Origin of the sequence: Pseudomonas sp. DP-17, assembly GCF_022380625.1 — a bacterium.
Taxonomy (GTDB): Bacteria; Pseudomonadota; Gammaproteobacteria; order Pseudomonadales; family Pseudomonadaceae; genus Pseudomonas; species Pseudomonas nitroreducens_A.
Window position 1 is genome coordinate 218,312 of sequence record NZ_JAKSXG010000015.1, and the last position, 22,863, is coordinate 241,174.

Annotated in this window: 20 protein-coding genes; 9 read left to right on the top strand and 11 right to left on the bottom strand. The window is 65.8% G+C overall.

Annotated elements, in window-relative coordinates; translation table 11 throughout:
• Positions 1–64: 64 nt before the first annotated feature.
• Positions 65–2,797: an aconitate hydratase AcnA gene (gene acnA / locus MJ122_RS24765; protein WP_239746352.1), complete on the bottom strand. Its 2,733-nt coding sequence runs from the start codon at positions 2,795–2,797 to the stop codon at positions 65–67.
• Between the two features lie 360 nt (positions 2,798–3,157).
• Between acnA and rlmM the strand changes: the two genes are divergently transcribed.
• Together rlmM and MJ122_RS24775 are read left to right on the top strand one after the other, a co-directional pair.
• The gene (gene rlmM / locus MJ122_RS24770; RefSeq protein ID WP_239746353.1) at positions 3,158–4,225 is read left to right on the top strand and encodes a 23S rRNA (cytidine(2498)-2'-O)-methyltransferase RlmM; all 1,068 of its coding nucleotides are present in this window, start codon (positions 3,158–3,160) and stop codon (positions 4,223–4,225) included.
• A gap of 100 nt (positions 4,226–4,325) precedes the next feature.
• Positions 4,326–5,204: a MaoC family dehydratase gene (locus MJ122_RS24775; RefSeq protein ID WP_239746355.1), complete on the top strand. Its 879-nt coding sequence runs from the start codon at positions 4,326–4,328 to the stop codon at positions 5,202–5,204.
• Positions 5,205–5,386: 182 nt separating this feature from the next.
• Here the strand turns inward: MJ122_RS24775 and MJ122_RS24780 are convergent, their stop codons facing one another.
• Positions 5,387–6,943, bottom strand: coding sequence for an alpha/beta fold hydrolase (locus MJ122_RS24780; protein ID WP_239746356.1), 1,557 nt, complete (start codon positions 6,941–6,943; stop codon positions 5,387–5,389).
• Positions 6,944–7,095: 152 nt separating this feature from the next.
• On the opposite strand from MJ122_RS24780, the gene tusA reads away from it, so the two are divergent.
• Complete coding sequence (gene tusA, locus MJ122_RS24785) at positions 7,096–7,335, top strand: sulfurtransferase TusA (RefSeq protein ID WP_239746357.1); 240 nt, start codon at positions 7,096–7,098, stop codon at positions 7,333–7,335.
• Between the two features lie 127 nt (positions 7,336–7,462).
• On the opposite strand, the gene MJ122_RS24790 is transcribed toward tusA, so the two are convergent.
• From MJ122_RS24790 to MJ122_RS24825, 8 genes are all read right to left on the bottom strand, one after another.
• The gene (locus MJ122_RS24790) at positions 7,463–8,278 is read right to left on the bottom strand and encodes an ABC transporter permease (protein WP_239746358.1); all 816 of its coding nucleotides are present in this window, start codon (positions 8,276–8,278) and stop codon (positions 7,463–7,465) included.
• 12 nt (positions 8,279–8,290) lie between these two features.
• A complete protein-coding gene (locus MJ122_RS24795; protein ID WP_239746360.1) occupies positions 8,291–9,127 on the bottom strand; it encodes an ABC transporter permease in 837 nt (278 codons plus the stop codon).
• A 15-nt stretch (positions 9,128–9,142) separates the two neighbouring features.
• Complete coding sequence (locus tag MJ122_RS24800; RefSeq protein ID WP_088420926.1) at positions 9,143–10,273, bottom strand: ABC transporter substrate-binding protein; 1,131 nt, start codon at positions 10,271–10,273, stop codon at positions 9,143–9,145.
• Between the two features lie 56 nt (positions 10,274–10,329).
• Positions 10,330–11,415, bottom strand: a complete 1,086-nt coding sequence (locus MJ122_RS24805) for an ABC transporter ATP-binding protein (RefSeq protein WP_239746362.1) — start codon at positions 11,413–11,415, stop codon at positions 10,330–10,332.
• Between the two features lie 138 nt (positions 11,416–11,553).
• Positions 11,554–12,477 carry a LysR substrate-binding domain-containing protein gene (locus MJ122_RS24810; protein ID WP_088420928.1) on the bottom strand — a complete coding sequence of 308 codons (924 nt, stop codon included), beginning with the start codon at positions 12,475–12,477 and terminating at the stop codon, positions 11,554–11,556.
• Between the two features lie 710 nt (positions 12,478–13,187).
• Positions 13,188–14,501: an FAD-binding oxidoreductase gene (locus tag MJ122_RS24815; protein WP_239746364.1), complete on the bottom strand. Its 1,314-nt coding sequence runs from the start codon at positions 14,499–14,501 to the stop codon at positions 13,188–13,190.
• 204 nt (positions 14,502–14,705) lie between these two features.
• The gene (locus MJ122_RS24820; protein ID WP_239746365.1) at positions 14,706–16,070 is read right to left on the bottom strand and encodes a glutamine synthetase family protein; all 1,365 of its coding nucleotides are present in this window, start codon (positions 16,068–16,070) and stop codon (positions 14,706–14,708) included.
• A 171-nt stretch (positions 16,071–16,241) separates the two neighbouring features.
• Positions 16,242–16,430: a hypothetical protein gene (locus MJ122_RS24825; protein WP_239746366.1), complete on the bottom strand. Its 189-nt coding sequence runs from the start codon at positions 16,428–16,430 to the stop codon at positions 16,242–16,244.
• A 232-nt stretch (positions 16,431–16,662) separates the two neighbouring features.
• Here MJ122_RS24825 and MJ122_RS24830 point away from each other — a divergent pair, with 232 nt between their 5' ends.
• From MJ122_RS24830 to MJ122_RS24855, 6 genes are all read left to right on the top strand, one after another.
• Complete coding sequence (locus MJ122_RS24830) at positions 16,663–16,932, top strand: MoaD/ThiS family protein (RefSeq protein WP_239746367.1); 270 nt, start codon at positions 16,663–16,665, stop codon at positions 16,930–16,932.
• A gap of 10 nt (positions 16,933–16,942) precedes the next feature.
• Positions 16,943–18,046, top strand: a complete 1,104-nt coding sequence (locus MJ122_RS24835) for an exo-alpha-sialidase (protein ID WP_239746368.1) — start codon at positions 16,943–16,945, stop codon at positions 18,044–18,046.
• 153 nt (positions 18,047–18,199) lie between these two features.
• Complete coding sequence (locus MJ122_RS24840) at positions 18,200–18,529, top strand: metalloregulator ArsR/SmtB family transcription factor (RefSeq protein ID WP_239746370.1); 330 nt, start codon at positions 18,200–18,202, stop codon at positions 18,527–18,529.
• Entirely contained in the window at positions 18,526–18,954 is a 429-nt protein-coding gene (locus tag MJ122_RS24845; RefSeq protein WP_239746372.1) for a YeeE/YedE family protein, read from the top strand. The genes MJ122_RS24840 and MJ122_RS24845 overlap by 4 nt, the downstream gene beginning before the upstream one ends.
• A gap of 3 nt (positions 18,955–18,957) precedes the next feature.
• On the top strand, positions 18,958–19,392 hold the full coding sequence (locus MJ122_RS24850; RefSeq protein WP_088420935.1) for a DUF6691 family protein: 435 nt from the start codon (positions 18,958–18,960) through the stop codon (positions 19,390–19,392).
• Positions 19,389–20,252, top strand: coding sequence for an MBL fold metallo-hydrolase (locus MJ122_RS24855; protein WP_239746374.1), 864 nt, complete (start codon positions 19,389–19,391; stop codon positions 20,250–20,252). Before MJ122_RS24850 ends, MJ122_RS24855 begins: the two co-directional genes overlap by 4 nt.
• Positions 20,253–20,324: 72 nt before the next feature.
• Here the strand turns inward: MJ122_RS24855 and MJ122_RS24860 are convergent, their stop codons facing one another.
• On the bottom strand, positions 20,325–22,850 hold the full coding sequence (locus tag MJ122_RS24860) for an autotransporter outer membrane beta-barrel domain-containing protein (protein WP_239746377.1): 2,526 nt from the start codon (positions 22,848–22,850) through the stop codon (positions 20,325–20,327).
• Positions 22,851–22,863: the final 13 nt, after the last annotated feature.

The following is a 22,863-nucleotide window of genomic DNA, read 5'->3' on the forward strand; positions in this document are numbered from 1 at the left end:
CGCCACTGGTCACGGAAATGAAACCAAAGGAGGGCGGCGGCCCATTGCAGGCCGCCGCGCCGCTTCAGATCAGGCTGCGCAGCACGTAGTGGAGGATGCCGCCGGCCTTGAAGTACTCGACTTCGTTCTGCGTATCGATGCGGCACAGCACCTCGAAGCTGTCCTGGCTGCCGTCCTCGCGTTTCACCGTCACCTTGAGGTTCATGTGCGGCTTCAGCTCGCCCGACAGGCCGCTGATGTTCAGCACCTCCTTGCCGGTCAGCTTCAGCGCCTTGCGATCCTGGCCGTCCTTGAACTGCAGCGGCAGCACGCCCATGCCTACCAGGTTGGAGCGGTGGATCCTCTCGAAGCTCTCGGCGATCACCGCTTTCACGCCCAGCAGGTTGGTGCCCTTGGCTGCCCAGTCGCGGGACGAACCGGTGCCGTACTCCTTGCCTGCGACTATCACCAGCGGGGTACCGTCCTGCTGATAGCGCATGGCGGCGTCATAGATGGCCAGCTTGTCTCCGGTGGGCACGTGGAGCGTGTTGCCGCCTTCCTCGCCTCCGAGCATCTCGTTCCGGATGCGGATGTTGGCGAAGGTCCCGCGCATCATCACCTCATGGTTCCCACGGCGCGAACCGTAGGAGTTGAAATCGGCGTAGGCCACTCCGTGCTCGCTGAGGTAGCGCCCGGCCGGGCTGTCCTTCTTGATGTTGCCGGCGGGGGAGATGTGGTCGGTGGTCACCGAGTCGCCCAGCACCGCAAGGATGTTGGCGCTCTGGATGTCTTCGACCTTGGGCGGCGCGTCGGCGATGTGCTCGAAGAACGGCGGATGCTGGATGTAGGTGGAATCGTCCTGCCAGGTGTAGGTCTGGGCGTCAGGCACCTGGATCGCCCGCCATTTCTCATCGCCCTGGAAGACTTCGGCGTACTCCTTGTGGAACATCGTCGTATCGATTTTCTGCACGGCATCGGCGATTTCCTGCTGGGTCGGCCAGATGTCCTTCAGATAAACCGGCTTGCCATCCTTGCCAGTACCCAGCGGGTCCCTGGTCAGGTCGATACGCACGGTGCCGGCCAGCGCATAGGCGACCACCAGCGGCGGCGAGGCCAGCCAGTTGGTTTTCACCAGCGGATGCACGCGGCCCTCGAAGTTGCGGTTGCCGGAAAGCACCGAGGCGACGGTCAGGTCCGCCTGCTGGATAGCCTTTTCAATGGGGTCTAGCAGCGGGCCGGAGTTACCGATGCAGGTGGTGCAGCCATAGCCCACCAGGTCGAAGCCCAGTTCGTCCAGATAGCGGGTCAGGCCGGCGGCGTGGAAGTACTCGGTAACCACCTTGGAGCCGGGCGCCAGTGAGCTCTTCACCCACGGTTTGCGTTGCAGGCCCTTTTCCAGCGCCTTCTTCGCCAGCAGACCGGCGGCCATCATCACGCTGGGGTTGGAGGTGTTGGTGCAGGAGGTGATGGCGGCGATCACCACGGCGCCGTTCTTCAACCGGTAGGTCTGGCCTTCGTAGTGGTAGTCAGCCTCCCCGGTGGACTCCGCCGAGCCGACAGCGGCGCCTCCACCGCCCTCGCTGAGCAGGCGGCCTTCCTCGGTGGCGGCGGGTTTGATCTGCAGGCCGAGGAAGTCGTCAAAGGCCTGGCTGACCTGGCCGAGGGCGACGCGGTCCTGCGGGCGCTTGGGGCCGGCGAGGCTGGCTTCGACGTCGCCCATGTCCAGTTGCAGGGAGTCAGTGAACACCGGCTCGTGGCCTTTTTCACGCCAGAGGCCCTGGGCTTTGCTGTAGGCCTCGACCAGCTTGACCGCCTCTTCCGGGCGACCGGACAGGCGCAGGTAGCCCAGGGTGATCTCGTCCACCGGGAAGAAGCCGCAGGTAGCGCCGTATTCCGGTGCCATGTTGGCGATGGTGGCGCGGTCGGCCAGGGGCAGGTCGGCGAGGCCGTCGCCATAGAACTCGACGAATTTTCCGACCACACCTTTCTTGCGCAGCATCTGGGTGACCGTCAGCACCAGGTCGGTGGCGGTGATGCCTTCCTTCAGCTTGCCGGTGAGCTTGAAGCCGATCACCTCGGGGATCAGCATCGACACCGGCTGGCCGAGCATGGCCGCTTCCGCCTCGATGCCACCCACGCCCCAGCCGAGTACGCCAAGGCCGTTGATCATGGTGGTGTGCGAATCGGTGCCGACCAGGGTATCGGGGAAGGCGTAGGTGCGGCCGTCCTCGTCCTTGGTCCAGACGGTGCGTCCCAGGTATTCCAGGTTGACCTGGTGGCAGATGCCGGTGCCCGGCGGCACCACGCGGAAGTTGTCGAAGGCGTTCTGCCCCCAGCGCAGGAAGGCGTAGCGTTCGCCGTTGCGCTCCATCTCGATTTCGACGTTCTGGGCGAACGCCGACTGGCTGGCGAACTTGTCGACCATCACCGAGTGGTCGATGACCAGGTCGACGGGGGACAGCGGGTTGATCTTCTGCGGGTCGCCGCCGGCCTTGGCCATGGCGTCGCGCATGGCGGCGAGGTCGACCACCGCGGGGACTCCGGTGAAATCCTGCATCAGCACGCGGGCGGGGCGGTACTGGATCTCGCGCTCGGAACTGCGGGTCTTCAGCCAGCCGGCCAGGGCTTTAAGATCGTCGCCGGTGACGGTGTTGCCGTCCTCCCAGCGCAACAGGTTTTCCAGCAGCACCTTCAGGGACATCGGCAGCTTGCCCAGGTCCCCCAGGCTCTTCGCCGCCTCCGGCAGGCTGTAGTAGTGATAGGTCTTGCCGGCGACCTCCAGGGTGCGCAGGCTGTTCAGGCTATCCACGGCGGGCATGACATTCTCCTCAGGCTTGGATTCTGCTCGTGTTCGGCAGCGCGGCCGATTCGGTGGCGCACTGGCGATACCTGGCGAAGAAGGGCGTTAACGTCCTGATCCATCGCAGGCTTCCTCCCTGCGGGCAGTCCACGAACGGAGGCAATCTTCGCCAGGCAGGGCAATCATCGGGCAGTCTTCTGGCAGGCTGGGCCAGACCACTCAAGCTAGACCGCTCCAAAGGGTATTTCCATCTGTTCTGGACTCCTGGTTCCCGACAGGGGTTCAGAACAAGTGATTGCGGTCGTGGGAGATTTCCCGTGAATCTGCATGAAACCTTCGCGGCCAGCCTCTATAGTGCGCGGCCAAGGAGACACCCCGATGAATACCCTCTTACTGCACTGCCGCCCGGGCTTCGAGAACGAGGTCTGCGCCGAGCTGTCCGAACACGCCGCGCGCCTGGACATTCCCGGCTACGCCCGTGCCAAGCCTGCCACCGCCTACGCCGAATTCATCTGCATGGATGCCGATGGCGCCGACCGCCTGATGCGCCAGCTGCGTTTCTCCGAGCTGATCTTTGCGCGCCAGTGGGCGCGTGGTAACGGCTTCACCGCGCTGCCGGAAACGGATCGTATCGGTGCGATCCTCGAGGCCCTTGCCGGTTCCCCGCAATGCGGCAGCCTCTGGCTGGAGGTGTTCGACACCAACGACGGCAAGGAACTCTCGACTTTCTGCCGCAAGTTCGAGAAGCCGCTGCGTGCCGCCCTGGTGAAAGCCGGCAGGCTGGTGGAAGACCCCAGCCTGCCGCGCCTGCTGCTGACCTTCCGCTCCGGCCGCGAGGCCTTCATCGGCCTGGCCGAGGCGCGCAACTGCGCCATGTGGCCCATGGGCATCCCGCGCCTGAAGTTCCCCCGCGAGGCGCCCAGCCGTTCGACGCTGAAGCTGGAAGAGGCCTGGCACCATTTCATTCCCCGCGCCGACTGGGACCGCCGCCTGGCGCCTGACATGCTCGCCGTGGACCTGGGTGCATCCCCCGGCGGCTGGACCTGGCAGCTGGTGAACCGGGAGATGCGCGTCGTTGCCGTGGACAACGGGCCGATGGCGGAGAACCTGATGTACTCCGGGCTGGTCGAGCACCAGCGCGTCGACGGCTACGCCTTCCGGCCGCGCCAGCGCATGGACTGGATGGTCTGCGACATCGTCGAGAAGCCGGCGCGCACCGGCGCGATGATCGAAACCTGGATCGGCGAGGGGCTGTGCCGCGAGGCCGTCGTCAACCTCAAGTTGCCCATGAAGCAGCGCTACGCCGAGGTGCGGCGCATCCTCGACCGCCTGGAGGAGTCCTTCCGCGAGCGCGGCCTGAAGGTGCAGATCGGCTGCAAGCAGCTCTACCATGACCGCGAGGAAGTGACCTGTCACCTGCGCCGCCTGGAGAAGGGCGAACGCTAGCGACTCGGAACAGTCCGGCGGCGCCACCCGACCTTTGGTGGCTTGTCGTGTCGCCCGGTATTGCCCATGCTAGGCGGCGCGAATTCATCCGGAGCCGTTCGTGAAGCGAAAGTTGCCCTCCCTCCTGGGCAGTTACAGCCGCATGCTGCTGCCACGCCGCGGACTCGGCCAGGGCGAACGTGTGCCCTATCTGGCAATGGACAGCCGCACCCTGAAGTTCGACCTGCGCCACTTGCGCGCCTATCGCCAGCACTTCGGCCTCGACCCGTCGCTGGGCGTGCCGCTGCTCTATCCGCAGGTGATCAGCCTGCCGCTGCACCTGCGCCTGCTCAGCCGCTCGCGCATGCCGTTGTCGGTGGTCGGGCTGATCCACCTGCGCAGCCATATCCAGCGCTACCGCCTGCTCGACGAGAACGAGCCGTTGCAGTTCGACTGCCGCATCCTGACCAGCCGCCGCAGCGAGCTGGGGCTGGAGGTGGATGTGGTCACCGAGGCCTGGCACCACGACATGCTCTACTGGCAGTCGATCACCACCTACCTGCGCCGTGGCGACTTCCTCGATGGCGGGAGCGAGCCCGATCCGCTGCCCGAGCGCGCCCAGTGGCACACCCTGGAAGCGCCGGTGCATTCCGGCGTGCAGTGGCGCGTGCCGAAGATCGTCGGCTGGCGCTACGCGGGGCTGAGCGGCGATTTCAATCCATTGCACCTGTCACGGCTGATGGCCTCGCACTACGGCTTCGGCAAACCCTTCGCCCACGGCATGTGGGGCCTGGCACGCAGCCTGACCGGCCGCCGCCTGGCGGAGAACGTGCGCCTGGACGCTCACTTCAAGGCGCCGCTGCCCCTGGGGAGCCAGGTCAAGCAGGTGTACCGCCGCCTGGGCAGGAAGGAGCAGTGGGCGCTGCTGCCTGCCGAGGGTGACGGCCAGCCGATGCTGCTGGCGCAGTTGGACGAGGCACCGGACGGGCCGTTGCGCTAGTCGTTCTGCCGAGAAGTGTGGGTGCGGCTCTGTTCGCGAGCAAGCTCGCTCCTACAGGGTGGCACTGGCTCGCTCTTCGTAGGATGGGTGGAGCTTGTGATACCCATCAGCGGTGCCTGCCGACTTGTCGATGGGTATCGCTTCGCTCCACGCCATCCTACGGTTCGCCGCCAGGCGCTGATCTACCGGCGTTCGGCGAAGTGCGGCTGCGATGGCACGAGACTTGGCAATTGCACCTCACCCCGCAGCTCGACCGGGGAAATCCGCCAGGAACTGTTGAACAGGTACTGGTCGCTGAAGCCACTTACCAGCAATCCGATCTCATCGCCCGGTGCGAGGCTGGCACTGACGGCATTCAGCTGCGTACTACCCTGGTTCGACAGCGGTTTTACCTGCTCATCGAGGCGGCGTGTTCGCCCATCGGCGCTGCGGATTGCCAGCGCGGCGAAGAGCTGCGCGTCGGGGAGCTCCGTCAGCGGCTGGCTGAGCCTCACTTCGGCGCTGCCGAACAGGGCGCTTTGGTCGCTGACGCGCTGCAGGGGGATGAACCGCGCAGGTTGCAGCAGACCGCTGAGCGCCGGGCGGATGGCCGTGCCGGGTAGCTTCACGGTGGGGCCGGGAGGCGGCAGGTCGTCCAGTGCCACGCCCTGGTCGAGATCAAGGCTGATGCACAGGTTCGGCACGCCGTCGGCAGCGCCGTGGCGCTTGCGCAGCTTTTCCTCGTACCAGGCGACGATGCCGGTATAGAGGTTGATAGCCCGTGAACCGCAGTGGATCACCGGCTCGTTGTTGAACGGCGGCATCCCGCTCCAGGCCTGCAGTGGTGGGGGCAGGATATGCCCGCCCTGCATGCCCAGCAGGCGCACGTCCGCCGGGCCCTGCTTGAGGCATTGGCGAATCTGCAACCCCTGGTCCAACGGGAACAGCGTGTCGCGCATGCCCTGGATCAGCAGGGCGTCGGCGTGGGGCAGGCGGCCGGCTGCGCAATAGCTGGCGAGACTGTGGGTGTGCAGCTCGGCCTGCACCGGCGCGGCCATGCGCCCGCCGGTGGTGCGCAGGTAATCGGCCTGGACGAATTTGCCCAGGTCGTAACCGGTGGCCAGCCCCAGGCTCACCAGCACGCCGCCCCAGCCGATCTTCAACTGGCCGTCCGGCGCCAGGGCGTCGGCGAGGTCGTACCAGGTGGCGATGGGCACGATGGCGTCGATGCGCGGGTCTTCCGCCGAGGCCAGCAGCTGCACGGCGCCGCCGTAGCTTTCGCCGAGCATGCCGACCCGCGGGTCGTTCGGGCCGTCCAGGGTCAGCCGGGCCAGGTGCGTCGCGGCCCAGTCGATAACCGCGCTGGCATCCTGCACTTCGAACTGCGGGTTCATCATCTCGATGCGCCCGTCGCTGCCGCCCCAGCCGCGCTGGTCGTAGCTGACCACCCAGAAGCCGGCCTTCCAGGCACGCAGCGCGGCGCGTCCGGACATCATGTTCTTGCCGTAGTAACCCTCCGGCCCTGTGACCCGCCAGCCGCCCCAGCCGTGGGTGTGGACGATCAGTGGCGCTGTTTCGCCAGCCTTCAGAGCGGGTTGGAACACGGTGGCGGAAAGCTTGGTGCCGTCGCGGGCGATGATCACCGCCTCGAACCAGGTGGCCGGCAGGTCCTGTCCGGCGCTGGCGTTGAAGTCGGGGACCTGGTCGCGGGCGGCGCAGCCGGCGAGCAGCACGAGGCACAGGCGGAGGAGGGCGCGCATCGACAGTCCATTGTGGGGGGAGCGAATGCGCCAGCATGCCCGGCGCCCGCAGCGCCGCCCCCCAACCAAGGTTCGGTGACCCGGACGGACGCAGGGTGACCGCACGGTGCCCTTTGCGCGACAATGCGGCATTGTTTTTCTGGAGTGACGTGATGTCCCAGCCTGTCGATGCAATTCTCGACGCCACCGGCCTGAACTGCCCCGAGCCGGTCATGATGCTGCACAACAAGGTGCGCGACCTGCCGGCCGGCGGCCTGCTCAAGGTGATCGCCACCGACCCTTCCACCCGCCGCGACATCCCCAAGTTCTGCGTCTTCCTCGGCCACGAGCTGGTCGAGCAGCAGGAAGAGGCGGGGACTTACCTGTACTGGATTCGCAAGAAGGTGGAGTGAGCATTGCGCTGATGTTGCCTGGCGCGTAGGAGCGGACTATGTCCGCGATTGCCTCGCGTCGCTACGGTCTTGTACGAGCGGCCGGTGTGCGATCGCGGACGGAGTCCGCTCCTACAGGTCAGGTTTTTCAGCTGCCGGCCGGTCGCGCAGCGATGCGCTGGGCAACCATCCTCCCGACCAGCGCAACGAAGGTCAGGGCGATCAGCACCACCGAGATGGCCGCCACGGCCGGGTCGATGTTGTCGCGCAGGCCGGACCAGATCTGCCGCGGCAGGGTGTTCACCTCGGTGCTGGTCACGAACAGGGTCACCGCGATTTCCTCCCAGCTCAATGCGAAGCACAGCAGCGCCGTGCTCGCCACGCCCAGCTTGAGGTTCGGCAGCACCACCATGAAGGTGGTCTGGCCCAGGCTCGCGCCGAGGTTGCGTGCGGCCAGTTCGATGCGCCGGTCCAGTTGGCTCAGCGCCACCAGCATGGTCACCACGCCGTAGGGCACGACCATCACGATGTGCGCGATGGTCAGGCCGAACAGGGTGTCGTAGCCCAGGCCGGGGGCGAACTGGCTGACCTTGGTTTCCATGAAGTACAGGACCATCGCCGAGATCATCGGCGGAATCGCCATGGGCAACAGCACCAGGCCGATCAGCAGGGTCGCCAGGCGCGAGCGCAGGTACCAGATGCCGAGGCTGAAGCTCACCGCCAGGGCTGTGGCGATGATGCAGGTGGCGGTGGCGACGATCAGGCTCTGGCCGATCGCCGCGAGCCATTCGGGGCTGTCCAGCAGCGCCTGGTAATGCCGTAGCGACCAGTTGCCGTTGGGTATCGACAGGAAGCGCTTGCTGGTGAAGGACACCGGGATCACTGCCAGCAGCGGGAAGACCATGAAGATCATCGCCATGGTTGCCAGCAGGCGGCTGGGGGCTTTGGTTTCGTGCGAATTCATGACTGCGGCTCCTTATCCCACCAGCTTGTCGACGCGGGTCATGCGCAACAGCGCCCAGATCATCCCGCTGACCAACGCCAGCAGTACCACCGAGAGTGCGGCGCCCAGGCCCCAGTTGCTGGTCTGGAACATCTGCAGGTAGACGTACTCGGCCACCATCACGGTCTGCCCGCCGCCGAGGATCGCCGGGGTGATGAAGAAGCCCAGGCAGAACACGAAGACGATGATGAAGGCGCCGAGGATGCCGGGGATGGTCTGCGGCACGAAGATGCTCCAGAAGGTGCGCATCTGCCCGGCGCCCAGCCCGCGCGCGGCCAGCAGCACGCGCGGGTCGAGGCGGCGCATGGTCGAGACCAGCGGGAACAGCGCAAAGGGCACCATGAAGTGCACCATGCCGATCACCACCCCCAGTTCGTTGCGGGTGAGCTGCAAGGGTTCGTTGGTGATGCCCAGGTACTGCAGCCAGTCGTTGAGCAGGCCGTTGCTGCGCAAGGCGATCAGCCAGCCGAAGGCACGCACCAGCACCGACAGCCAGAACGGGATGAACACGCAGATTTCCACCACGCGCTGCCAGAACGGCGGGCTGTAGACCCAGCAGTAGGCCATCAGGTAGGCGATCACCAGGGAGATCACGCTGACCGTGGTGCACAGGCGGAAGGTCCGCCAGAGCACGTCGTGGATAGCCGGGTCGCTGATGATTCTCTGGTACTGCTCGATCCCAGGCTCGGGCAGGGTCACGCTCCAGCCGAGCACGCCGAGGAAGGGCAGTACGTAGAACAAGATCAGAACCACCGGCAGCGGCAGCAGCAGGGCGCCCAGCTTGAGCCGCGAGGGGGCGTTATCGGCCATGACCTGCGCTCCGCGTCACTTGGAAATGTGGGTCAGGTACTGCTCCAGCGTCGCCCCGTAGTGGTCGGTGTACCACTCGTGGCTGAGCATCACCTGCTTGGGCAGGTTCGCAGGATCGGTGCAGTTCAGGTGCTTGCGGTCGTCCGGGATCAGCGCCGCGGCGGCGGGGTTGGCCGGGCCGTTGCCGAACATCTTGAACAGCTCCACCTGGGTTTGCGGGTCCTGGGCGTAGGCGATGAACTTCATGGCCGCCTCGGTACCTGCCGGGTTGCCCTTGAGCACGCCCCAGTTGCTGCAACCCAGCAGGGCGTTGTCGAAGGTCCACTTGATGCGGCCCTCGCTGTCCTCGGTGATCACCTGGGCGCGGGTGTTCCAGATGGCGCCCATGGACACCTCGCCCTCGATCAGCAGCTGCTGGGTTTCCGCGCCCGAGCCCCAGAAGGACAGCACGTGGGGCTTGAGCTCCTCGATCTTCTTCAGCGCGCGCGGCACATCCAGCGGGTAGAGCTTGTCCGGCGTGACGCCGTCGGCCAGCAGGGCGGCCTCCAGCATGCCGTTCATCCACTTGTAGAGGGTGCGCTTGCCGGGGAAGGTCTTCACGTCCCAGAAGTCCGCCCAGGTCCTGGGCGCCTTGTCGCCGAAGCGCTCGCTGTCGTAGGCGATCACGTAGCTGAGCATGTAGTCGGCGATGCCGTATTCGTAGGCAAAACCGGGCAGCACCTTGTCCTTGGACACCACGTTGTAGTCGATGGGCTGCACCAGGCCTTCCTTGCCGAGGATCTGCAGCACCGAGCTCTCCGCGTCTACTACGTCCCAGCTCACCCGGCCGCTGGACAGCTGGGTACGGATGGCGCCTTCGGTGGGGCCGCTGCCGTCGATCTTGGTGGGGATGCCGGTGGCCTTGGAGAAGCCCTCGGTCCAGGCCTTGCCGAACGCCTTGATGGCGTCGCCGCCCCAGTTCACCACCACCAGCGGCTTGTCGCCGGCGGCAAAGCTCACGCCGCTGCGCAAGGCCAGCGGCAGGGCGGCCATCAAGCCCATGCCCTTGAGGAAGGTGCGGCGGTCGATCTGCCCGCGACGGGTCTTTTCAATGAGGACTTCGATGCAGTCTTGCTGGTGCGGATTGAACTCTTTCGGATTGAACATGGAGGCAGCTCCCGGTCAGGTGGGATGGCGAAAAGGGGACGAACGCGTTCGGCGACTCAGGCGATCAGCAGGCTTTTTTCGATGGGCCAGCTCAGCCAGACCTTCGCGCCCTGTTCCAGACGCGAGGCCTGGTGGTCGGCGTGCACGGCCAGGCTCATCGGTTGCTTGCCCTCGGTGCCAGCCCCCAGGCACAACTCGGTGCTGGCGCCCTGGTAGGTCTTGGCGGTGAGCACGGCCTGAACCACGTTGTGGCCGTTCACCTGCGGCGGGGCGCTGTGCAGCTGCATGTGCTCCGGGCGCACCGCCAGCAGCGGCGCCTCGGCCTGCATGGCGCTGGAATAGCCGGCGCGCAGCTCGGCCTCGCCGAAGCGTCCGCAGGCCAGCTCCCCAGCGCGGCCCACCTGGCTGAGCGGGAACAGGTTCATCTTGCCGAGGAACTCGGCGACGAAACGGTTGCTCGGCTGGTTGTAGATGGTCTGTGGATCATCGACCTGGGCCAGTTGGCCGCGGTTGAAGATGGCGATGCGGGTGGACAGGGCGAGGGCTTCGTTCTGGTCGTGGGTGACGAAGACGAAGGTGGTGCCGACCTGGCGGTGGATGCGCTGCAGCTCGGCCTGCAGCTGCTCGCGCAGGTTCTTGTCCAGCGCCGAGAGCGGTTCGTCGAGCAGCAGCATGTCCGGTTCGAACACCAGGGCGCGGGCGATGGCCACGCGTTGCTGCTGGCCACCGGAAAGCTCGCCGGGGCGCTTGCCCAGGTGCTCGCCGAGGCCTACCACGTCGAGCATGTGGCGCACGCGGCGGTTGCGCTCTTCGGCCTTCACCCCACGGATCTTCAGCGGGAAGGCGACGTTATCCTCGATGCTCATGTGCGGGAACAGGGCATAGCCCTGGAACACCATGCCGAAGTTGCGCTTCTCGGCGGGGCGCCGGGTGATGTCGGCGCCGCCCTCTTCGAGCTTGCCGCGGGACGGGTCCTGGAAGCCGGCGAGGATCATCAGGAAGGTGGTCTTGCCGGAGCCCGAAGGCCCGAGGAGGGTGAGGAACTCGCCCTGCTGGATGTCGATGGACACGTTGTCCAGCGCGTTGAAACTTCCGTAGCTCTTGCCGATGCCGATGGCACGGAGTTGGGGCTGTCGCTCCACTGCACTTACCTCGATTTCTTGTTCTTGTTCGAGTGGCCGCCGGTGAGGATCGGGTAAAGATCAGCGGCCTTTTTTTAATGCAGTATTGTCAAATCCCTCTCCGCTTCAATCGCGTTTTTTCGCCCTTATTGTTCGAATTCATTCACCAATCACAGCGGTTCTTCCGCTGTGGCGGAACTGTTCGGACATCCGCAGTTCGGCCTTCATCCAGGCCTTGAAGGCCCGCACGTCAGGGCGCTCGGACTTGGCCGGGTCGGTGACGAAGTAGTAGCGGTTGGGCGGTTCGATGGCGACGTTGAACAGCCGCACCAGCTGTCCCTTGGCCATGGCGTCGCCGCTGACCAGCGCATCGCCCATGGCGACGCCCTGTCCGGCGATGGCCGCCGACTGGACCAGGTGCGCGTCGGAAAAGACGATGCCGTTGCGCACGTTGAGGTCGCGCACCCCCGCGGCAGCGGTCCATAGCAGCCAGTCGGAGTGATCGACCATATGCAGGAAGGGCAGGCTGGCGAGGTCCTCCGGCGAGTCCAGGCCACCCACCGAGTTGATCAGCGACGGGCTGCACACCGGGAAGGTGTCCAGGGTGGCGATCAGGTCGACGTGCAGGTCGGTCCAGTCGCCCACGCCGTAGGCGATGAACAGGTCGACGTCGCGGTCGCTGACGTCGTCGGGCACCCGTGGTGAGACAAGGTTCAGCTCGACCTGCGGATGGGCGCGCTGGAACTTGCCGATCTGGTGACACAGCCAGTAGGTGGCGAAGCCCGGCGTGCAGCTTACGCACAGGCGACCGGAGACTTCCTCGGCATTGGCGAAGCGTCGCGCCTCGTTGAGGATCGCCAGCGCGCGCTGGGTCTCGCGGGCGAAGCATTCGCCGTGGTAGGTCAGCGCGATGCCACGGCCGACCCGCTCGGTGAGAGGGATGCCCAGGCAGTCTTCCAGGCTGTGCAACTGGTGGCTGACGGCACTGCGGGTCAGGCTCAGCTCGCTGGCCGCACCGGACAGGCTGCCCAGGCGGGCGACGGCGTCCAGCACGCGCAGGGCGGTCATCGAGGGGAAACGCATGGCTCACTCCAACGGCGAAGTGGAGCCTTTATCCCTGAGCGCGGCGGTGGTGTCGAGTGGCTGCGGGTACGGGCGGAGAGGGTGGGTCTTGCGGGGCACAGTCTACAGATCAACTCGGGCGCTTGTGCATGCGCGGGAGCGGACTCTGTCCGCGATGTGTCTGCTTCGCACCTTTGTTTCCAGCGTCGCGCCAGAGTGCGCGTGGACTTCTTGTTTCGCCCCCTCGGGCGACCTACTTTGCCAAATGACGCAAAGTAGGCAAAGGTCTTGCCCCAATCATCCGGTTTTTCGCTTGGAGCGAAAAATACCCTCGTTGAAGCGCAGTTTCAGGGGCACGCCGCGAAGGGCCATCCCTGGCCCATCGCGGCTCTCGCGACATCCATGTCGCTCAACCCCTGAAACTGCGCTTCAACGAGGCCTCCTGAACGGGGCAGTTCGGAGTGCGCGGGTGTTCCTCTGGAAGACTTCAAGAGCCAGAGCCAGAGCACTGCTTTCCTGTAGGAGCGAGCTTGCTCGCGAATGGGCTCTGCGGCGGGGGCGGGTTTGCGAGCAAGACTAGGCGTCCCCCTCGGTCCTACGAAAAGCCGTGCCGTCGCTGATCCGAATGATCGTAGGGCGAATAACCCGGAACAGGTTATCCGCCGCTGCTCACGTCACGCATAACGCTGGCGCGTTATGCGCCCTATGCCAACCTCCGCATCGGACGCCTATCAGCGCAGCTTCTCCATCATCTGGTAGTACCACATGCCCGCCGCCAGCATCGGGTTGCCGAACACGTCGCCCATGGGCACGCGGATGTGCTTGCACTGGGCGAAGGTGTCGAACTTCTCCAGGTCTCCAGTCATCGCCGTGGCCATGATCTCGCCCATGATGTGGGTGGTCGCCACACCGTGGCCGGAATAGCCCTGGCAGTACCAGACGTTCTCCGACAGCTTGCCCAGCTGCGGGATGCGGTTCATCACGATGCCCATGGCGCAGCTCCACTGGAACTCGATGTCCACGCCCTTGAGCGCCGGGAAGGTGCGCTCGATGCACGGACGCAGCTCGCCAGCGATGTCGCGGGAATCGCGGCCGGAGTAGTTGGCGCCGCCGCCGAACAGCAGGCGGCCATCGCCGGTCAGGCGGTAGTAGTCGAGTACGAAACGGCAGTCGTAGACCGCCAGGTCCTGCGGGTTGATGCGCTTGGCCAGTTCGCCCAGTGGCTTGGTGGTGACGATGCCGCCCATGGCCGGGAAGATCATGCCCTTGAGCTGCTTGCGCTCCAGCTTGTGGTAGACGTCGCCGGCCAGCATCACCTGCGCGGCGTTGATCCGCCCGCCGGAGGTGACCACCGCCGGGCGCGGGCCATGGATGATGTCCAGCACTTCGGAGTGTTCGAAGATCAGCGCACCCAGGCTGGCGGCCGCCTTGGCTTCGCCGATGCACAGGTTGAGCGGGTGCAGATGCATGTTGCGGGTGTTCTTGATGGCGCCGCAGTACAGGTCGCTCTCCAGGTGCGCGCGCACGCCGGCGCCGTCCAGCAGGCTGATCTCGTCGCCCATGCCGCGACGCTTGGCGTCGTCGAAGGTGGCCTTCAGCTCGTCCATGTGCGAGGGCTTCATCGCCGCATGCAGGTGGCCGAACTTCAGGTCGCACTGGATACCGTACTTCTCCACGCGGCTCTTGATGATCTCGTGGCCGCGCCAGCGCAGGTGCCAGATGAAATCGTCGACATCGTCGCCCAGCCACTGGCGCATCTGTTTTTCCATGGCGGAGTCGCCCGAGAGGCTGCCGGTGACCTGCCCGCCGTTGCGCCCGCTGGCGCCCCAGCCGACCTTGTTGGTCTCGACGATGGCGACCTTGTAGCCGCGCTCGGCCAGCTCCACAGCGGTGGCGACGCCGGTGAAGCCGCCGCCGATGATGGCGATGTCGACGTTCACTTCGCCCTGCAACGTGGGATAGCGGGTCTCTTCGTTCAGGCTCGCGGAGTAATAGGACTTCGCGCGCTCGGGCGCGGGCGTGGCGGGGTTCAGTGCAGCGTTCATTCCGGTGTTCCTGTTGTTGTTCGGTTTCCCTCTCCCCAGCCCTCTCCCTGAAAGGAGAGGGAGCTGATCGGAGCGGGCAGAAAATTCGGTTTCATCCTGGGACTTCAGTGAGCGAAGAACTCGTCTCGGCACATTCGGCCCCCTCTTCCTCTGGGAGAGGGCTGGGGTGAGGGGCTCCCGAGTCTACGACTCAACAGGGCGCCCTCACGCCTGCGTCAGATACCAGCGCCAATCCTGCTCGCCGACCTCGCCCATGAACTGGCGGTACTCGGCCTGCTTGACCTTCAGGTAGACGCCGAGGAACTCATGCCCCAGCGCATCGCGCGCCCAGCTGGAACGCTCCAGCGCGCGCAGCGAGGTGAGCCAGTCGGTGGGCAGCAGTTCCTTGGCCTGGGCGTAGCCGTTGCCTTCCACCGGCGCGCCGGGGTCGATCTCCTCGCGGATGCCGCGATGGATGCCGGCGAGAATGCCGGCGGCGGCCAGGTAGGGGTTGGCGTCGGCACCGCAGATGCGGTGTTCGACATGCCGGGTATGCGCCGGACCGCCGGGCACGCGCAGGCTCACGGTGCGGTTGTCGCAGCCCCAGGTCGGCGCCAGCGGCGCATAGCTGTTGGCCTGGAAGCGGCGGTAGGAGTTGGCGTTGGGGCAGAACAGCAGCAGCGAGTCGAGCAGGCTTTTCAGCATGCCGCCCACAGACTGGCGCAGCAGGGGAGTGCCCGCCGGATCTTCGCTGGCGAACAGGTTGTTGCCCTCGGCATCGGCCAGGGACACGTGCATGTGCATGCCGGTGCCGGCCAGGTCATCGAACGGTTTGGCCATGAAGCACGCCTGCATGCCGTGCTTGTGCGCCACGCCCTTTACCAGACGCTTGTAGCGCACGGCCTGGTCCATGGCGAGCAGCGCGTCGCCGTGTTCCAGGGTGATTTCCACCTGGCCCGGCGCGTACTCGGAGATGGCCGTGCGCGCCGGAATGCCCTGGGCCTTGCAGGCGGCATAAAGGTCGGCGAGGAAGGGCTCGATCTGTTCCAGTTCGCGCAGGCCATAGACCTGGGTGGCGCGCGGGCGGCCGCCGTCGGCATCCAGCGCCGGCTGCGGACGGCCGTTGGCGTCGCGCTTGGCGTCCAGCAGGTAGAACTCCAGTTCGCAGGCCATCACGGGGTGGTAGCCGGCGGCTTTCAAGCCGTCGATCACATGGATCAGCACATGGCGCGGGTCGGCGATGTCCGCCGGCTTGCCTTCCACGGGGTGCATGCTGACCTGCACCGCCGCCGTGGGAATCTGCCGCCAGGGCAGGCGTACCAGGCTGCCGGCCAGCGGATAGGCACGGCAATCGATATCGCCGACGTCCCAGACCAGCCCGGAATCCTCCACATCCTCGCCATGGATCGTGAGGCCGAGGATGGTGCTGGGCAGCGGTCGGCCGGACTGGTACACGGCGAGCAGTTCCTCGCGGTGCAGCAGCTTGCCGCGCGGCACGCCGTTGGCGTCGAGGATGAACAGCTCGACCATCTCGATATCGGGGTTGTTGGCCAGGAAATCCTGGGCTTCTTGCACGGAGGCGAAATTCATGGGGCTCTCGATAGCATCCAGTCGGATGCGCTGACGACCTGCAGGCCAGGGCCGCACCGGGTGTGCGGGGATAAAGGCAGGCAAGCGATGCAACGGGCTACGTCTTGTTCGAGGAGCGCGTGGCCATCCTTGAGCGTAGTTCCGTCGATGGAGTTCGGGCGCGGTGGCCCGTCAGCGGCTGGCGCTATCCGGTGGACGCGCGTGGCGGCAATGCCAGAGCGCCCAGAAGGCCAGTTCGAGAGGCAGGGTCAGCGGTTGCAGTTCGAGCCAACGGGCATGTTTGCGCGGCAGACGGATAGCGCTGCCGGCCTTGAGGGCGGCGACGGTATCCAGCGGTGCGGGCGAAACGAGCAGGTGCATGTTGGGCGGGATGGCTGACGATGCAATCAGCCTCGCACAGGCTCATGAGTTTATTAAATGTGATTTTCAAGATGCTTGGATTTGAAAAATCGAAACTGAATGCTTGGGGTCTGCGCCGGGATCGCCGATCCAGAGGTGCTACAGGTGATTGAATGCAGCCGGTCGCGTGCGTCGATGGGGGATCGAGCCTCCCCTACACTGGGAACAACTTTCGTCAGAACCGGGCTCGCCCATGTGCCGTATCGTCTTCGCCCCCTCGATCCAGCGCCACGTAGTGCTGGAGGAGCGGGAGCTGTCGGCGCCGACGCTGAAGGTGGCGCTGGAGATGGTGTTTACCGAGGCACCGGCCCTGCGCGGTTACCTGCTGGACGACCAGGGCGGGTTGCGTCGGCACCTGACGATCTTCATCGACGGCCTGCGCCTGCGCGACCGTGTCTGCCTGAGCGACGCCCTGGCGGCCGATAGCGAGGTCTATGTGGTGCAGGCCCTGAGCGGCGGCTGAGGAGGCGGCTATGGACGATCGACTGCTGGTGGCGACCCGCAAGGGGTTGTTCACCTTTCTGCGCGATGTGAATGGCTGGCAGGAATCTCGCCGCGAATTTCTCGGGGAGCCGCTGAGCGTGGTGCTCGCCGACCCTCGCGACGATACCCTCTACGCCGCACTCAACCTCGGGCACTTCGGCTGCAAGCTGTGGCGCCAGCGCTCCGGAGAGGACTGGCAGGAAGTCGCCGTGCCGGTCTACCCGCCGCAGCCCGACCCGCTGCCGACGCCGAAGGACGGCGATGCCCCGCCCGCGCCCTGGAGCCTGCAGCAGATCTGGTGCCTGGAAACCGGCGGCGCCAGCGAGCCGGGCGTACTCTGGGCCGGGACCATTCCCGGCGGGCTGTTTCGCAGCGCTGACGGCGGCGACAGCTGGGCATTGAACCGCCCGCTGTGGGACCGCCCCGAGCGCGCCCGCTGGTTCGGCGGTGGCTACGACTGGCCGGGCATCCACTCGGTCAGCGTCGACCCGCGCGACAGCCAGCACCTCACGGTAGGCGTGTCTTGCGGCGGGGTCTGGCAGAGCGACGACGGCGGCGCCAGTTGGCGCAACACCACGGCAGGCATGTACGCCGACTATATGCCGCCGGAGCTGCGCGAAGATGGCGCCATCCAGGACCCGCACCGCCTGGTGCACTGCCCGGCGCAACCGGACCGCCTGTGGGTGCAGCACCACAACGGTATCTTCACCTCCACCGATGGCGGCGCGAGCTGGCACGACGTGCAGGTCGAGCCGTCCAGCTTCGGTTTTGCCGTGGCGGTGCACCCGACCCGACCGGACACTGCCTGGTTCGTGCCGGCGGTGCAGGATGTCTGCCGGGTGCCGGTGGACGGCCGCTTCGTGGTCACCCGCACCCGTGATGGCGGTGTCAGTTTCGAGGTACTGGACAGCGGTCTGCCGCAGGGCCCCGCCTTTGACCTCGTTTACCGCCACGGCCTGGCGGTGGACGACGAGGGCACCTGCGTGGCGATGGGGTCCACCACCGGCGGCCTGTGGCTGTCGGAGAACGGCGGCGACCACTGGCAGTGCCTGTCGGCCAACCTGCCGCCCATCTACTGCGTGCGTTTCGGTTAGGTTCCGCGTCCGGCATTGCAGCGCCAGGGCTGGGGAATGCCCGGCGCGGCCCGCATTAAAACCCACCGCTGATCTGATGGGCTGATACCGGGCTGGTCATGCTGTGAAAAACAATATATAAAAAGATAGATTGTTTATTTGTAGATCGTTGCCATGACTGCTACCACGCTCGACCCCGCCGACGCCCAGCGTCTGCATCAGTCCGCCGAATCCGCCTGCCAGTTGCTCAAGGCCCTGGCCAATGCGGACCGCCTGATGCTGCTCTGCCAACTGGCCCAGGGCGAGCTGAACGTCGGCGAGCTGGAAGCCCGCACCGGCATCAGCCAGCCAACGCTCTCGCAACAGCTGGCGGTGCTGCGCCGCGAGGAACTGGTGGAAACCCGCCGCGACGGCAAGCAGGTCTACTACCGCATCGCCAGCCACCAGGCGCTGGCGGTGATCGAAACCCTGTATCGCCTGTTCTGCGCGGAGGAAGCGAAATGATCGACTGGACTCACTTCACGCCTTGGAGCGCCCTGGCCGGCGGCGCGCTGATCGGGCTGTCGGCTGGGGTGTTCGCCATGTTCGATGGCCGCATCGCCGGTATCAGCGGCTTGCTCGGCGGGCTTTTCAAAGGCGCCGGCTGGCGGGGCGAGGCGCCGTTATTCCTGCTCGGCCTGCTGGCGGCACCCTTGCTGTGGGCGATGTTGCGGCCGTTGCCGGACATTCATTTCGAGGCGGGCTGGGCCGCCTTGCTGGTGGCGGGATTGCTGGTTGGCGCCGGCAGCCGTTTCGGTTCCGGCTGCACCAGTGGCCACGGCGTCTGCGGCCTGTCGCGGCTGTCCGGCCGTTCCCTGGTGGCAACCTTGTCGTTCATGGTCACCGGCTTCATCACCGTGTTCATCCTGCGTCACCTGCTGGGAGCCTGAGACATGGGCAAGATCGTCGCGTTTCTGGCCGGACTGCTGTTCGGCGCCGGCCTGCTGTTGTCGGGCCTGGCCAACCCGGAGAAGGTACTGGGTTTCCTCGATCTCGCCGGGGCCTGGGACCCGTCGCTGGCGCTGGTGATGGTCGCCGCCATTGGCGCGGGGATGCCATTCTTCAGCTGGGCGCGGCGGCATGATCGCGCGCTGCTGGGCGGCATCATGCAACTGCCCAAGCGCCGCGACCTGGACGGCCAACTGGTCGGCGGCAGCCTGCTGTTCGGCGTCGGCTGGGGCATCGCCGGAGTTTGCCCGGGACCGGCCCTGGTGACCCTCGCCGCCGGCTACTGGCAGGGTGCGCTGTTCTGCCTGGCCATGCTGGTGGGCATGGGCTTGCACGCCGCATACGAATGGCAGCGCGACGCGAAGAGGAAACCGGCATGAGCGCCACCATCCAACCCTTCTTCGATCCGGCCACGTCCACTTATAGCTATGTGGTGGCCGACCCGAATACCAGACGTTGCGCCATCATCGACCCGGTGCTGGACTACGATGCCGCCGCCGGGCGCCTTGGCTACGCCAACGCCGAACGCATCGCGACTTATGTGCGCGAGCAGGGCCTGAGGGTGGAATGGCTGCTGGAGACCCACCTGCATGCCGATCACCTGTCCGCCTCTGCCTGGCTCAAGGGCGAACTGGGCGGCCGGCTGGCCATCGGCGCGGCCATTGCGCCCGTGCAGCAGACCTTTGCCGGGTTGCTGAACCTGGGCGCGGAGTTTCCTTGCGACGGCAGCCAGTTCGACCACCTGTTCAATGACGGCGAACGCTTCTTCATCGGCGATCTGGAGGCCGAGGCGCTGCACACCCCGGGCCACACGCCGGCGTGCATGACCTATCGGATCGGGGATGCCGCCTTCGTCGGCGATACCCTGTTCATGCCCGACTACGGCACCGCCCGCTGCGACTTCCCCGGTGGCGATGCGCGGCAGTTGTACCGCTCGATCCAGCGGCTGTTTGCGTTGCCGGACGAGACGCGGCTGTACATGTGCCACGATTACCTGACCGCCAATCGCGACCAACACGAGCATGAAACCAGCGTGGCGCAGCAACGCAGGGAGAACGTGCACGTGCATGACGGCGTGGATGAAGAGACCTTCGTCGCCATGCGCCAACAGCGTGACGCGGGGCTGCATGCGCCCGCGCTGATCTGGCCGTCGATCCAGGTGAACATGCGTGGCGGCGAGTTGCCCGAGACGCAAGCCAACGGCGTGCGCTACCTGCGGATTCCTTTGGACCAGATGTAAAAAAGCTGCCCATCAAGGGCGGCAAGCACCGAGGAAGGTGGAGTTCCCCGCGCCAGGCGCGGGGAGGGTGGATCAGAAGCGCCAGTCCAGCGACAGGTTGCCCGACACCGAGTTGTAGCCGGTGCGGAACAGGTCGCTCGCGACCCCTGCGCCGATATCGACGTTCTCGCTGATCTGGTAGCGCACGCTGCCGCGCAGACCCATGGAGTCGCGGTCCATCACGGTGTTCTTGCTCTTGAACTTCACGCCCTGGTAGTTGGCGAAGGTCGCGTCCTGGATCAGGTTGGTGTCGAGCAGCTCATGGTTCCAGGTGATCTGGCCCTCGGCCTTGATGGCCTTGCCGCCATCGAGCGGGAAGTTCATGGCGCTGTTCAGGCCGATGCTGGAGCGCAGCGAATCGAACTGCTGGGACTTCAGCTTCAGGGTCGAGCCATCGGCGCCCTTCTCGTGGGTGCCGTCGCGCCACAGGCTGGTGTAGGTGAGGGTGGCGATCGGGCCGAGGCTGACGTTCTCGTTCAGCTTGAAGCGATAGCCACCGCCGCCGACCAGGGAAGCGCTCTTGCCGGTCCAGTCGGCCTTGTTCTCGGCGGAGTAGTCGGCGAAGTCGAGCTTGCGCTTGAGCTCGCCGGTCTCGTAGCCGATGCGGGCGCTGCCGAGCATGTAGCTGCCCGCCATCGGGTCCGCCGCATAGCGGGCGTGCACGCCCAGTTCCAGGGCCGTGGTATCGCCGTCGCCGTGCAGCGGATCCTTCAGGTTGACCTTCTGCTTGCTGGCCGCACCGTGCAGGCCGACGATCAGGTTGCCGTCGCTGGTGGCGGCGGTCTCGGCGCCGAAGATCACGCCGGAACTGTCGCTGTTGAAACCGACGGTGTGGCTGTCGCTGTTCTGCCGGGTGTTGCCGCCAAAGGGCTGGATAAAAGCTTGCCACTCATCGTCGCGCAGCTTGCCGGGCTCGCGGGCGCTGATGGCGTCGGCGACCTGCTGCTCGCGCTGCAGCGAGCTGGCCACCATGGCGCTGTAGGCTGACGGCGAGAGCTGTTCGAGGGCGTGGCCGATGGTGCTGCCGTCCGCTTCGGAGAAGTCCAGGGCGGTGTAGAGCTTCTGGCGGTCGGTGTCGCCGGCTTTGACCTGGGAGGCGGTTTCGCTCAGGGCCTCACCCACTTCGCGGCCGTTCTTGCTCAGGGCGTACTGGGCGTAGGCATCGCTGCTGCGCTCGAAGTTCAGCAGGTAGCTGCCGTCGGCCTTCGGGGTGGCCAGCAGGGACAGGGTGGGGGAAACCGGCAGGCTTTCTACCGTGTCGAAGCTGCCGGTGGTGCTGGTGCTCCTGAGCAGTTGGCTGGAGCTGACCGTCCACTGCGGCGAGTACCAGCCGCGCGCGGGCGCCACGGTCAGGCGACCGGCGAGATCGGCATTGCCCTTGACCACCAGGCTGTCGTGGGCGCCCTTGTCGTTCACCTCCACCAGCAACTGGCCGGTGCCGGTCTGGCGATAGTCGCCATCGACGGTGATGCGACCCAGCGAGTTGCCCGGCGCGACGGTGCCGCGGTTGACGAACTCGCCGTTGGGGTTGAGCTGGAACTGACCGTTGCCGCGCAGGGTGGCGCCTTCTTCGACGTTCACCGCGTAGAGCTGGTTGTTCTGGCTGTTGAGGCTGGTTTCGCCGCCGCGCAGGTTCAGCACCAGGCTGCGGATGCCCTGGATATCGCCGTCATAGGTCATGCGGAAGTTCGGGTCTGCCTGATCCAGGGCGCGGCCCTGGCCGTCGTTCAGCAGGCCGAAGTTCAGCTGCGTGAAGCGCTGCTCGATGCCTTGCCAGCGGTTGTAGTCCGAATGGATGCCGCCTTCCAGTTGAGCACCGGCCAGGATATTGATCTGGTTGACCAGTGCGGAGTCGTCGACCTGGATCGCTGCCGTCGAGCCGGCCAGACGGCCGCTGATGTTGACCGTGTCGACCAGCGCACCCATGAGTTCCGGCAAGGGAGTATCCAGGACCCTGTTACCCTGAAACTGGAAATAGGAGCCCCGGTACTCCGTGGCATTGCCCAGCAGGTTATTACCGAAGCTGAACTTGGCGCCGACGCCGTTTTCTCCCAAGGCCTCTATATCGCCGCGCTGGACGAAATCGTGGTCTTTGCCATAGGCAAACAGTACGCCGACGCCATTCAAACCGTTGGCATGGATGCGTGTCCCAGGCTCGACGACCAGGGTGTTGCCTTCGCCGTCGACGCGCACCCCGGCGGCGCCGGCACCTTGGGTCAGCAGGTCGGCCTGTTGGAAGATCAGGTTGTCGCTGCCGTAGACGTGCAGGCCGACACCAAGAGGCGTTTCGTTGTAGGCGCCGGCAAGGTAAGCGGTGCCAGTCTCGTTGCGCTTGAAGTAGCCGTTCTGGTTATAGAGCGTCTGGCCGTTGCCATAGATCGAATAACCGAAGGCGTTGCGCCGGTCGATCTGGTAACCCAGGTCCTGCAATACCGCCAGTTCCGCTTCCATGAAGGTGGTGTAGTTGCGGTAGTTCTGGTGGCTCATCAGGCTGTTCTTCAGCTCGATGTGGCTCATGTAGTCTTCATCTACGCCGCCTTCCACGTCCAGTATCTTCACTGGAATACCTGGC

Excerpts from the sequence above, each read along its gene's own strand:
- acnA (WP_239746352.1), bottom strand. The coding sequence starts at position 2,797 with ATGCCCGCCGTGGATAGCCTGAACAGCCTGCGCACCCTGGAGGTCGCC.
- rlmM (WP_239746353.1), top strand. The coding sequence starts at position 3,158 with ATGAATACCCTCTTACTGCACTGCCGCCCGGGCTTCGAGAACGAGGTC.
- MJ122_RS24780 (WP_239746356.1), bottom strand. The coding sequence starts at position 6,943 with ATGCGCGCCCTCCTCCGCCTGTGCCTCGTGCTGCTCGCCGGCTGCGCC.
- tusA (WP_239746357.1), top strand. The coding sequence starts at position 7,096 with ATGTCCCAGCCTGTCGATGCAATTCTCGACGCCACCGGCCTGAACTGC.
- MJ122_RS24790 (WP_239746358.1), bottom strand. The coding sequence starts at position 8,278 with ATGAATTCGCACGAAACCAAAGCCCCCAGCCGCCTGCTGGCAACCATG.
- MJ122_RS24795 (WP_239746360.1), bottom strand. The coding sequence starts at position 9,127 with ATGGCCGATAACGCCCCCTCGCGGCTCAAGCTGGGCGCCCTGCTGCTG.
- MJ122_RS24800 (WP_088420926.1), bottom strand. The coding sequence starts at position 10,273 with ATGTTCAATCCGAAAGAGTTCAATCCGCACCAGCAAGACTGCATCGAA.
- MJ122_RS24810 (WP_088420928.1), bottom strand. The coding sequence starts at position 12,477 with ATGCGTTTCCCCTCGATGACCGCCCTGCGCGTGCTGGACGCCGTCGCC.
- MJ122_RS24815 (WP_239746364.1), bottom strand. The coding sequence starts at position 14,501 with ATGAACGCTGCACTGAACCCCGCCACGCCCGCGCCCGAGCGCGCGAAG.
- MJ122_RS24820 (WP_239746365.1), bottom strand. The coding sequence starts at position 16,070 with ATGAATTTCGCCTCCGTGCAAGAAGCCCAGGATTTCCTGGCCAACAAC.
- MJ122_RS24825 (WP_239746366.1), bottom strand. The coding sequence starts at position 16,430 with ATGCACCTGCTCGTTTCGCCCGCACCGCTGGATACCGTCGCCGCCCTC.
- MJ122_RS24830 (WP_239746367.1), top strand. The coding sequence starts at position 16,663 with ATGTGCCGTATCGTCTTCGCCCCCTCGATCCAGCGCCACGTAGTGCTG.
- MJ122_RS24835 (WP_239746368.1), top strand. The coding sequence starts at position 16,943 with ATGGACGATCGACTGCTGGTGGCGACCCGCAAGGGGTTGTTCACCTTT.
- MJ122_RS24840 (WP_239746370.1), top strand. The coding sequence starts at position 18,200 with ATGACTGCTACCACGCTCGACCCCGCCGACGCCCAGCGTCTGCATCAG.
- MJ122_RS24845 (WP_239746372.1), top strand. The coding sequence starts at position 18,526 with ATGATCGACTGGACTCACTTCACGCCTTGGAGCGCCCTGGCCGGCGGC.
- MJ122_RS24850 (WP_088420935.1), top strand. The coding sequence starts at position 18,958 with ATGGGCAAGATCGTCGCGTTTCTGGCCGGACTGCTGTTCGGCGCCGGC.
- MJ122_RS24855 (WP_239746374.1), top strand. The coding sequence starts at position 19,389 with ATGAGCGCCACCATCCAACCCTTCTTCGATCCGGCCACGTCCACTTAT.